Source organism: Treponema berlinense, from assembly GCF_900167025.1.
GTDB classification, from domain to species: Bacteria; Spirochaetota; Spirochaetia; order Treponematales; family Treponemataceae; genus Treponema_D; species Treponema_D berlinense.
Window position 1 is genome coordinate 411,530 of the sequence record NZ_FUXC01000001.1, and the last position, 11,398, is coordinate 422,927.

General features: G+C 35.1%; 11 protein-coding genes. 7 read left to right on the forward strand and 4 right to left on the reverse strand.

The window, feature by feature from the left end:
• Positions 1-6: 6 nt before the first annotated feature.
• Both B5D47_RS01865 and prfB read right to left on the reverse strand, forming a co-directional pair.
• Complete coding sequence (locus B5D47_RS01865) at positions 7-1,515, reverse strand: hypothetical protein (RefSeq protein WP_143592572.1); 1,509 nt, start codon at positions 1,513-1,515, stop codon at positions 7-9.
• 126 nt (positions 1,516-1,641) lie between these two features.
• Positions 1,642-2,776, reverse strand: a protein-coding gene (gene prfB / locus B5D47_RS01870; RefSeq protein WP_143592573.1) for a peptide chain release factor 2 whose coding sequence is annotated in 2 segments (ribosomal slippage) — positions 1,642-2,706 and positions 2,708-2,776 — 1,134 coding nt in all. Because the reading frame shifts where the segments join, the coding sequence is not laid out codon by codon here.
• Between the two features lie 196 nt (positions 2,777-2,972).
• Here prfB and B5D47_RS01875 point away from each other — a divergent pair.
• From B5D47_RS01875 to B5D47_RS01905, 7 genes are all read left to right on the forward strand, one after another.
• On the forward strand, positions 2,973-3,893 hold the full coding sequence (locus B5D47_RS01875; RefSeq protein WP_143592574.1) for a tetratricopeptide repeat protein: 921 nt from the start codon (positions 2,973-2,975) through the stop codon (positions 3,891-3,893).
• A 75-nt stretch (positions 3,894-3,968) separates the two neighbouring features.
• Complete coding sequence (locus B5D47_RS01880) at positions 3,969-5,651, forward strand: capsule assembly Wzi family protein (protein WP_078930118.1); 1,683 nt, start codon at positions 3,969-3,971, stop codon at positions 5,649-5,651.
• Between the two features lie 729 nt (positions 5,652-6,380).
• Positions 6,381-7,850, forward strand: a complete 1,470-nt coding sequence (locus B5D47_RS01885) for a flippase (protein ID WP_159443463.1) — start codon at positions 6,381-6,383, stop codon at positions 7,848-7,850.
• 11 nt (positions 7,851-7,861) lie between these two features.
• On the forward strand, positions 7,862-7,963 hold the full coding sequence (locus B5D47_RS11880) for a glycosyltransferase (protein ID WP_159443464.1): 102 nt from the start codon (positions 7,862-7,864) through the stop codon (positions 7,961-7,963).
• A gap of 18 nt (positions 7,964-7,981) precedes the next feature.
• A complete protein-coding gene (locus B5D47_RS01895; RefSeq protein WP_078930121.1) occupies positions 7,982-8,911 on the forward strand; it encodes a WaaS/CpsH family glycosyltransferase in 930 nt (309 codons plus the stop codon).
• A 33-nt stretch (positions 8,912-8,944) separates the two neighbouring features.
• Positions 8,945-9,907, forward strand: a complete 963-nt coding sequence (locus B5D47_RS01900) for a glycosyltransferase family 8 protein (RefSeq protein ID WP_078930122.1) — start codon at positions 8,945-8,947, stop codon at positions 9,905-9,907.
• A 10-nt stretch (positions 9,908-9,917) separates the two neighbouring features.
• Positions 9,918-10,877, forward strand: coding sequence for a glycosyltransferase family 2 protein (locus B5D47_RS01905; RefSeq protein WP_078930123.1), 960 nt, complete (start codon positions 9,918-9,920; stop codon positions 10,875-10,877).
• 76 nt (positions 10,878-10,953) lie between these two features.
• On the opposite strand, the gene B5D47_RS01910 is transcribed toward B5D47_RS01905, so the two are convergent.
• Together B5D47_RS01910 and B5D47_RS11885 are read right to left on the reverse strand one after the other, a co-directional pair.
• Positions 10,954-11,232 carry an integrase core domain-containing protein gene (locus B5D47_RS01910; RefSeq protein ID WP_407701148.1) on the reverse strand — a complete coding sequence of 93 codons (279 nt, stop codon included), beginning with the start codon at positions 11,230-11,232 and terminating at the stop codon, positions 10,954-10,956.
• Complete coding sequence (locus tag B5D47_RS11885) at positions 11,229-11,348, reverse strand: IS3 family transposase (RefSeq protein WP_407701149.1); 120 nt, start codon at positions 11,346-11,348, stop codon at positions 11,229-11,231. Before B5D47_RS11885 ends, B5D47_RS01910 begins: the two co-directional genes overlap by 4 nt.
• Positions 11,349-11,398 lie beyond the last annotated feature (50 nt).

Consider the following 11,398-nt stretch of genomic DNA (forward strand, 5'->3'; position numbering starts at 1 on the left):
TAATTTTTATTTTTTTTGAACTGCACGCGCAGGAAGAACTTCATTCGCCGCAAAAAGATAGCGGACCATTTCAAAAGCAAACCATGCGCCTGCCGTACACGAAACTCCGATAGAATAGTACGAATATTTCTGCCATTTTTTTACTTCGTCAAAATTCGCCCGGCCGGCGGCATAGGAATTATTCATAGCAGTAAAGTTTCCGACCGTAAAAAAAGTTGGAACTAAAGAACAGATTAAGACTGAATAAGCCGTGTACATTCGTCGCCTTTGCCTGTCGATATGCTTTTCCCGGTCGTAAGGTTTTGCGTTTACAGAAAGAATATTTCCGTCCTGAGCGAGTTTTTCTGAAATATAGATGAATGCGCTTTCTCCCTCCGAATTTTCAAAAATTCCCAAAATCGGGCGTCCATTCACAGTCGATGCTGCAAAACGGTTTTCTTCATCGACAGGAGAAGAATCGAGCGCGTTAAAATAAAAAACGCCTTTTGCCATTTTTTTTAGGCAAAGCTCAAGGTTTCCCATTACGAGAGGCCTTAAAGTCGTTTTTACAGTAAAAAAATCCTCGCCGGCAAAAGCGTAATTTACGGTCTGCTTCTCAAAACCGTTTGCAGAAACAGTGATTGAATGAACTCCGGCGTTTACAACAACCTCTTCTTTTGCAGGAACAATTACGCCGTCAACGCTGACAATTCCGCTTTTTGCGGCCTGTTCAGGTTCAATTTCGATTTTTATTTTTACAGGAACTGAATTTGCAATTTCCGGCATTAAATTTCTCGCAATGTTCTGAGAAATCGAAACAAGGTCGTTTGCATTTCCAACTTCAGTAATTTCCGGAGAAGAAGCCGCTCCCGGAAAAAAATAAAGTTTTACCGTAACCGAAACATATTCTCCGTAAAGAGCGATTTTTCCGGCAAGAAGCGCATTGATTTTTGCGGCGGAAATTTCGCTGTTAAAAGAAAAACTTTCTTCTCCCAATGCCAGCGCATTTTCCGAAGGAGAAAAAAGCGAGGACGGATCATTTTTATAAAGAACAACGTTTTCGTTTATTTTTTTAGATTCGCCTTCTTTTTTTTTCATAAAAGCAAAAGGAAGTTTTCCGAAAAAATTGTCATCGTGCTTTTTTTCATCAAAAAACTCCCCATTTTCCAATGCGATCTGGCGCGAATATTTTTCTTTAGTTTTTTGTACGGCCGAAAGATTTTCATCAATTTTCTTTTCAATCTCGGAAATTTTTTCTTCTTCTTCCCGAATCGCTTTTTTTAATTCCCGCGGATTTGTCTTTGAAAGAACCAGAGAATCGCGGGTTTTATTTTCTTTTGAAAGCTGCAAAAAAAGCGAAAGCCGTTCTGTCTGAAGTGCGTAAAGCTCGCGGTCAAGCTGCTCCTGGGAAGAAACGGAGCGGATTGAATTTTCAGCAATCTGTTCAAGAATCAGCTGCGGCAAAACAGAAGCAATCTTTGCATTTGAAGAATTTTCAATTCCTTTTTGAGCAAAGGTGAACTTCTGCCCTGCCAAAACCCAATCGTCCGCAAAAACAAAAAATGGGCAGCAAAAAACGAGAACAAAAACTGAATTTTTAAAAAACTTTATGAATTTATCCACGGCAAAATCCACGGCAGGAACCTGAAAAAAAGCAGGTTCCTACATATTTTCGTCAGAATCGTCAGAGCCAGTCGGAAGACCTTTCCATTGAGCCTGCAAAAATGCGTCGATAAACTGGTCGATATCACCGTCCATTACAGACTGGATATTTCCGCATTCATATTTTGTGCGGTGATCTTTTACCATCGTGTACGGCTGGAAAACATAAGTGCGGATTTGATTTCCCCAGGAAATGTCTTTTTTTTCTGCGCCGAATTTGGCGTTTTCTTTTTCTTTCTGCTCTTTGTAATATTGATAGAGTTTTGCCTTCAAGATGCTCATTGCCGTCGCACGGTTCATAAGCTGGGAGCGTTCAGAATCACAGGTTACGACAATACCTGTCGGAAGGTGCGTAAAGCGGACTGCAGAATCTGTCTTATTTACGTGCTGGCCGCCTTTTCCTCCGGAGCGGTAAGTGTCAACGCGCAAATCTTCCGGACGAATATCAACCTTGATCGTATCATCGAGAATCGGGAAAATAAAGACCGAACTGAATGAAGTATGTCTTCTTGCATTTGCATCAAACGGAGAAATGCGGATAAGACGGTGGACACCGGCTTCGCCTTTTAATTTTCCATAAACATAGTCGCCGGTAATCTGAATTGTAGTCGATTTTATTCCGCCCTCATCTTCCTGAAGATCGACAGTTTCCATTTTAAAACCGTTGCGTTCCGCCCATCGAATATACATTCTGCTAAGCATGTAAGCCCAATCGCAGGCTTCAGTTCCGCCCGCTCCTGAGTGGATAGTCAAGAAGCAGCCGTTTTTGTCCACCTCGCCTGAAAGAAGGTTTAATATCGAAAGTTCATCAAATTTTTTCCGGGCAGCTTCAAGGAGAGGCTTTAATTCCTCTTCGACACCCTGGTCATTTTCTTCAATTCCAAGTTCGTAAAGGGTTTCAAGCTCTTCTGCCTGTGTAATAAGTTCACGCCAAGGCTCGACACGTCCTTTTAAGTATTTTAGCTCGTTCATGGTGCGCTGCGCGTTTTCGGTATCGTTCCAAAAATCAGGAGCGGCGGTCAGGGCTTCGGTGTCTTTTATTTTTTTATCGATCGCAGCGTGGTCAAAGACGCCCCCAGACACTGTCAATGTCATTTTTAAGTTTGTCTATCGGTTCTTTTAATTCTTCAAGCATTTTAATCTCCAAAAGCGGTTCAATTTTTTCCGGACAAAACTGCCCAAAATACATAATTTAATAGAAAAATAACCTTTAAAGAATAAACAAAAGACTTTTTCTTGTCAAACTGGCTTCAAGGATGAATCCAAATTCAATTCAAAAAACGCCAAAAAACGTGCAAAAAAAAGCAAAAAATGCTAAAATTAAAAAGAATATGAAATCTTTTCTTAAGCCGTTTTCATTCATTCTGTTGTTTTTTCTCCAGACCTTTTCTTTTGCCCAGGACAAAGCAAAGTCTTCAAGCCGTCCGATTGTAGATATGCTGTGCGCATCTGCCGTTTCGACAGACAAAATAAGGCTCACATGGAAACTTCCGCAGAATTTTAACGCGGCGTCAATTCTTGTGTTCAAAGATACAGTTCCAGTTAATTCAAAATCAGCAGAAAAACTTAGTCCGATTGCAGAGCTTTCTCAAAAAACCCAGCAATACATCGACACTGTGACGGATTTTAATGAATATTATTATGCAGTTCTCGCAAAACTTTCAGACGGAACTCTTTACAATGTGGTTCTTCCGTCGATAAACGCGACAGTAAAGGCAGTGGCAGTAAAACGTCCGGAAAAAGCCCGGAAAAAATCAGAAGAGCAGATTGCCGCAGAAACACCAAAACTTTACACAGACGGAACAATTCGCGAGCTTCCGCTTCCGTACATTGACTTAATCGGAGATTTTGAAAAAAAGCCTTCAAAGCTCTCAGCGGAAGTTGTAAATGCAGGAAAAAGCCTTGCTGGAAAAACCAGCATTCAAAAGGAAAAACTCGAGCCATATTATTTTGACGAGGACATAACATCACCATCCGGAGGCGACGACTACTATCTTTTTGAAATTCTCAAGAACAGTTTTGTAAAAAAGAATTACGAGGCCTCGATTATAGAATTAAAGAAATTTCTAAGCGTAAACCGCAGCGAAGAAACCACAAACCGCGCGGCATTCTATCTCGCGCAATCGCAATATTTTACAGGAAATTACCGCAGCGCGCTGACAATGTTCCTTTTTACGCAGGACACTTGGCCGATTCTCTGCAAAAAATGGATAAATTCAACCCTGGACTTTTACACAATCCCAAAAAGTTGAAATAACTACAGATTTTTTATAGAATGATGGGAATATTTTAGAAAAAGTTTATCATTCCATAAGAAGAGAAACACAATGCGTTTTTACAAGATTTCAAGAGTTTTTTTATTTTTATCGGTTTTTAGCTCATCCGTTTTCGCCCAGGAAGCCTTAAAATCAACAGAAGAAGAATACTACGACTTTTTAAGCCTTACAGGAGCGGCAGAACGCCCTACACTAAACTACCGCACACTCAGCGACAGTGAATGGCAGGTTACGGACGAAAACCATCTTTGGAAAGACAACAATCTCGGAACAAAACGCACTTTATACGAATCTGACTCAACAGAGACAAACTGGTTTACAGCAGGAATTGACCGCAGCGTAAAACTCAAGCTCTACGGCCCGGAATGGTTCAATTCATACAACACAAAAGCCCCTTACGGACAAAACGACGGCGCGCTCTGGCAAGGAAAAGGCTACAACACAAGCCTTACAGCCGGCGCAAGACTGGAAGCCTACGGCCTGGAACTGACATTAAAACCCCAGGTGAGCTGGAGTCAGAATAGGGAATTTGAATTTTTGCCAGGAGTTTACGGAAGCGAGTATTCATATTTCTGGAAAGGAAACATTGACCTTGTACAGCGCTATGGAGACTCTTCCTTCAGCACTTTTGACTGGGGAGACACAGAAGCCAGATATACATGGCACAACTTTACAGCAGGCTTTGGATTTCAGTCTCCGTGGCTGGGACCTGCATGGCTAAATCCAATGCTAGGAAGCAACAATGCAGGAACTTACCCAAAATTTGACATAGGTCTAAGGAAAACAAAAGTCTATATGCCATACACAGACTGGTATCTTGGCGAAATTGAAGGAAGAGCCTGGCTTGGATATTTGACAGAATCCGATTATTTTGACAATGACAGCACAAACGACCACCGCCAGCTTACAGGGTTTTCAGTCGCATACTCACCGTCTATTTTGCCGGAATTTACTATTGGTGCTAATAAAATCTGCATAAACTACTGGAAAGACAAATCTGCAAAGTATTTAAATCCGTTGTATAGTACGAACGGTTCACAGACTGGGAACAGAATTGACGAGGATCAGAAAATGTCACTCTTCACAACCTGGAAATTCCCGCAGGTAGGTTTTGAAGTTTATGGAGAATTTGGAGTTGATGATTATACCGGAAAAGGTTTTGCAAATCCATTTCACACAGCAATTTATACTGTTGGGGCAAAAAAAGAACTTTCATTCTTTAGAAGATTTCAGAAGTTTAACATAAGACCTGAAATAATATTTGAGTGGAGCAACTTTGAAATGTCTCAGGACTTTCAGCTTCAATGGAACTATATGGGCTACTATTCTCATGGTTCTATAGCTCAGGGATACACTCAGAATGGGCAGATACTAGGAGCTGGCAGCGGATATTTTGGGAACAGCCAGTATATTGCGCTTCGCACTCACTTTTCAAAAGGAATCGTTACCCTCTTTTTACATTACAACAGGCCTGATACAAATTATCTCAACAATTTTGGTGTAAATACAAAATATGAGGATTGGCAAAAAGAAGGGAAGAAACAGCATGATCAGTGGGCGCAATACAAAGCCATGCGAACTTATGGAATCAATGCACAATATTTTGTAACTCAGTCATTTCTCATAGGTATTGAATTCAATACTTCATGGATTATAAATCCAGAATACAAAAAAGAAAAAGGAAGTGGTTACAGAAATAGTTATGGGGCTTTGAGAATAAAGTATAATTTTTAGGCTAAAAAAAGTAATTCCTATCTTGAAGAATCTTAATTGTTCTTTTTATTCCTTCTTCAATGCTGACTTTTGCAGACCAGCCTAAGGTATTTATTTTATCTATATTATACAATAAAACATCCTGAAAACTTTGCTGTTCATAAAGGACAACATCAAGAAGCTGTGTATTGTGGAACGACTGCAGGTTTCATTAGGAATCCAATATCTACATTCTTTACGATTGTTTTATCCATTAACTATGATTTCATACATATATGTGGTAGTTTTTTTAACTACTCTCTTGGAACATATCAATTTTATTCATGTGTATTTATAATAATAATAAACTTCATTCTTATTTTTAATATATTGAAAGATAATACTAAAGTAATATATGATAAAAAAGTATTAAGATATATGATTTTCATCTTTACTATAGTTCTTTTCGGTTCATATTACGGAATGTATGAATGTATGTTGGATGGGAAATATCTGATTTTAGAATCTTAGGTGTTCAAGGAAGATATCTAATACCAGCAGGAATTCCTATATACATGATATTTAATTCGGAAAAATTTAGAAAATCAGAAGCGAAAGATAATTCAAAACTATTATTTTATAGTACTGTATACATTTCGTTTTTTACAGTCATAAACTTTCTTATCTGTATTATGAATTAAAAAATTTTCCAGATGTATTATCTATTATGAAAAAATTTGATAGTATTAATTAAATTATTTTTTAATGTTTATGAAAGAAAAATCTATTAAAAAAAACGCATTTCTAAATACTCTAAAAACTTTTTTAACACTTTTCTTTCCATTAATAACATTTCCCTATTCGTCAAGAATTCTAGGCCCTTCAATTCTAGGCAAGGTGAATTTTGCACAGGGAATTGTCTCTTATTTTTCTCTCATTGCTTCACTTGGATTACATTCCTATGCTGTCCGTGAAATTGCAAAAAATAGGGATGACAAGCAAAAAATGAATGCAATAGTAAGAGAATTATGGACAATAAATCTTGTATCCACCGTAATTTCCTATGTTTTGCTTTTTTTAACAGTTTGTTTTGTTAAAAAGCTTCACGAATACAAAGGGCTTATTATAATTTGCAGTACGCTCATAATGTTTAACACCTTCGGTTTGAACTGGATTTACGAAGCATTTGAAGAATATACTTACATTACAATTCGCTCACTTATTTTTCAGGTTATAAGCGTAGTACTTCTTTTTACAATGGTTAGAAGTTCTGAAGATTATCTTCAATATGCTGCGGTAAACATAATTTCTAATGTTGGCGCAAATATATTAAATTTATTTCACGCACGAAAATTCATTTCGTTAAAGAAAAACGATTCTGAAAAATTGCAGATAAAACGTCATTTAAAGCCTGTCTTCATTCTTTTTGCTTCAGCTATTGCAGCAACATTTTTTTCAAGTTTAGATACCACAATGCTGGGATTTTTAAGTTCCGATGAACAGGTTGGTTTTTATTCAGCAGGTGCAAAAATTGTACGAATGGTTAAAAATCTTTTTCCAGCAGTAACGGCGGTTATGATTCCACGAATTGCCTATTATCTTTCTAAAGATGACGAAAAAAGCATTCTTGAACTAGAGAAAAAAGCCTTTAACTTTTTAATCTGTTTTGCATTGCCGATTTCTGCAGGGTTTCTGCTTTTGATGAAACCTCTGGTTTTGTTATTCTGCGGGGAACATTATGTAAATGCAATTTTAGTTTCAAAAATAATGTCTCCGTTTATTTTCTGCAGTGCAATTTCAAGTTTTACCTGTAGTCTGCTTGTTGTTTATGGAATGGAAAGATACACAATTCACAGAATGGCAATAACAGCTGTTGTTGATTTTGTGTTGAACTTCATTCTCATTCCAAAATACGGGGCAAACGGAGCAGCAGTTGCAACATTAGTTGCAGAGATTTTATTTGTAGTAATTGACTGTGCATTTTTAAGAAAATATCTGGCAAAAGTACAAATGATAAAATCAATCATTCAGTTTTTTATTGCATTGATTATCATGTGTGTATGCGTTTATTTTTCACGAAACTTATTTGAAAATTCTGTTTTGCAATTGGTTATAGGTTTTGTTGTTGGTGTTGTTTCTTACGGGGCAGTTTTAGTTGCAATAAGAAATCAGTATGTTCTGGAACTTTTTTCTACTATAATTGAAAAAGTAAGAGGAAAATTAAACAAATGCAACCAATAGTATCAATTTTAATGCCAACCTACAATCATGAAAAATATATCTCTCAAGCAATTGAATCTGCACTTTCGCAGAAAACTCAATATGATTGGGAACTTCTCATAAATGATGATTAAACTAGGAGATGATAAATTATGTTATATATAATCACGGAAGGATACGAATTAGACAAAAAAATATTTGAGCCTTTACTTAAAAAAAATGATATTTCCATTATTTTTTCTACAGAACAAGCAACTTTTAAAAGTAATTTATTTCGAAGATTGACAAAACTATTAAATTTAATAGGCATTTCCTGTTTTTTTAATTTCTCAAAGCACTTCAAAGTAATTTTAAAAAAAATTGATAGAAATGATTCTATTTTAATTTGGGGAACACTTTCACCACTTCTAATTCAGTTGGCAAAATATGTTAAAACAAAAAAATTGAACATTTGGATTTGGAATCCTTTATTTACATTTAGCGAATATACAAGATCAATGATTCAAATATATAAAAAATATTACAAATTATGGACTTTTGATGAAAATGATGCTCAAAAATATAAAATAAATTATAAACCCCAAGTTTTTTACAAACAATTACTTTTACCAAATGAAAAAACTGAAATAAAATATGATTTGTATTTTGTTGGACAAGACAAAAATAGATATTCAATATTGGAATATATAGAAACTGAAGTTGGAAAAGAACTTGTTTGTAATTTTAATTTAATAAAAGATAAGACTTCAACTAATATTGAAAGCAAAAAGTTTTATGTCAATTTTGTTTCTTTTGATGAAAATATAAGAAATATTTCACAGTCAAAAGCATTAGTTGATATATTACAAACTGGACAATACGGTATAACATTACGAACATATGAAGCTTTGGTAAATAAAAAGAAATTAGTAACAAATAATACCCAAATAAAAAAATACCCTTTTTATGCAAAAGAAAATATTTTCATTTTGGGTGAAGATGAAATATCTACATTAAAAACTTTCATAAAAATGCCTTTTAATGATTTTTATGATTTTTCCATTTATATGATTGAAAATTGGATAACAGATTTCTTTCAGTAGTTAATTTTATTTTAATTTTTAGGACTAAAATATATGAACATAGCATTTTCAACTGATAACAATTATTTACAGTATTGTTCAATCGCCATCTGCTCTATTTGTGAAAACAACAAAGGCGAAGAACTAAATTTTTACATTCTTAACAAAAATCTTTCTGACTCAAATAAAGCTTTATTAAATGATTTCCTAAAAAAATATGAAAAAGTTTCTGTTCAATATTTACAAGTACAAGAATCAGATATAAAAGATTTACCTATCGGTCGCAGTGATCAAATAAACAAATATGTCTCAATTGAAACTTATTTCAGACTGTTTCTTGCCAATTTATTGCCTGAATCTGTCGAAAAGATAATCTATCTTGACTGTGACATTATTGTTAGAAAATCGCTTTTGGACTTGTGGAATGTTGATTTGACAGGCAAAGCTATTGCCGGAATTACAGATTCTTCAACATATAAAGTTTCGACTTATAACAGACTTCGCTATGATCCAAAAATCGGATATTTTAATGGCGGAGTTCTTGTTTTGAACTTAAAATACTGGCGTGAAAACAATTGTTTCAATGAATTTATGGATTTCATAAAAAACTATCCAGAAAGAATTGTATGGCACGACCAGGATGTTTTGAATTATGTTTTACGAAACAATAAAATTCATTTATCTTTTGAATTTAATCTTCAGGATGAACTATTAAATCCAGAAGAAGAAACAACAATGCTTTACACAGATTTTGAAGCGATGTACAAAGCTGGAAAAGATCCTGTAATTATTCATTATTCATCAAGAAGAAAACCTTGGTTTGTAGAATGTGATTCTCCTTATAAGAATGAATATTTTAAATATCGAGCATTAACACCATTCAAAAATGCTCAACTTTTGAAACGAAAGCTAAACAAAAAAGAAATCATCAAAAAATATCTTTCATTCTTCAAAGTTTGCGATGTTCCACCACCAATTCGTCCAAGAAAATACAATCCACAATTTGTGCTAAAATAGGAATTAACAAATGAAACTTTCAATCTGCACTTCCTTCTACAATGTAGAAAAATATATGGAATCATTCATCTCACAACTTAAAAATCAAACTTGCTCAGATTTTGTTTGCATTCTCGTTGATGACGGTTCTACTGACAAAAGTTATGAAAATTGTGTTAGGGCAATTGGTCGTGATGAAAGATTTTCAGTTATTCGGCACGAAAAAAACAAGGGACTTGGTGCAGGTAGAATTACAGGCCTTGAACAGGTTCAGACTGAATATCTGACTTTTATGGATCCTGATGATGAAATTGAAAAAACTACAGTCGAAACTTTGCTAAACGACATTCATAATACAAATTCAGATTTCATTACCTATGATTATTTTACAAAAAATGAAAGAAACGAATTTGAAAAGATTTCAGACAACTCTAAAACTGTAAAAGAATTGTTTGAAACAAAAAGCAAATTGATTTCTCATGTGTGGCATAAAGTTTATAAAAAAACTCTACTTGAAAAATTAGACTTTTCTTTTTACAAAACCGTTTCCTTTGCAGAAGACCTTTGGCTTTGTACAAACTGTTTTTTGAATGCACAAAATCCTGTAATAATTCACAATGCATACTACTATTACAAATACAACAGCAGTTCCCTAGTCCACAAGCGCACAGAAAAAAGCATTCGTGAAAATATCGAAGTTCTCAAAAATCTTCTACAAAATCCTAAACTCAAAGAAATCAAAGAAATTGAAGCCTACATAAAAGACGACAGTTTCCACGCTTTTGGTCACTTGATTTTCCCAAGCAAAACAAATAATTTCCAATTGAAGCCACATTTTGACGAATGGCGAAAGATTGACTCTGAAATTGGGATTTTTCTACCAGAATATTTGTCAGGATTTGTCCGAAAATATGTTTCCTTCATTAGAAGTAAAAAAGATTTCTTTGCAAAATTGATGTGGCTTGTTTTAGAATTGAAAACTAGGAAATAAATAATGAACATAGCCATAGACACAACTTCTAAGCTAAGCCCTTTGTCCAGACACGGAGTCTGAAAAATAGCGAATTTCATGCAACCATTTTTTTAATAATTGCAGAAGGGAAACTTCCTTCTTTGTATACTTCGTCAGGAGTCTTGTAATCCAGCCCCTGGTGAATTCTTTCTTTGTTGAAGAACTTAACAAAACTGTCTAGCAGATTTCTGAGTTCTTCGTTTGATCTGTAGTCCCGAAGAAAAATCCATTCGTACTTCAATGTTCGCCATGTTCTTTCTACAAAAATATTGTCCTTACATCTGCCGATTCCATCCATGCTTATTTCAACATTGTAGTACTTAAGCAGTTCTATAAACTCTCCGCTGGTACAGTTGTTTCTGTAGTGTCTCCGCCGTTTTTGTTTATTTCTCTCCAGATTCTGCGGTAACCGTAATACGGATGTTCAATCTGGACTTCCTTGATTTTCACAAGCAGATTGAAATCTTTTTCATCCTGCTGTGAACTCGGCTCATAATAAT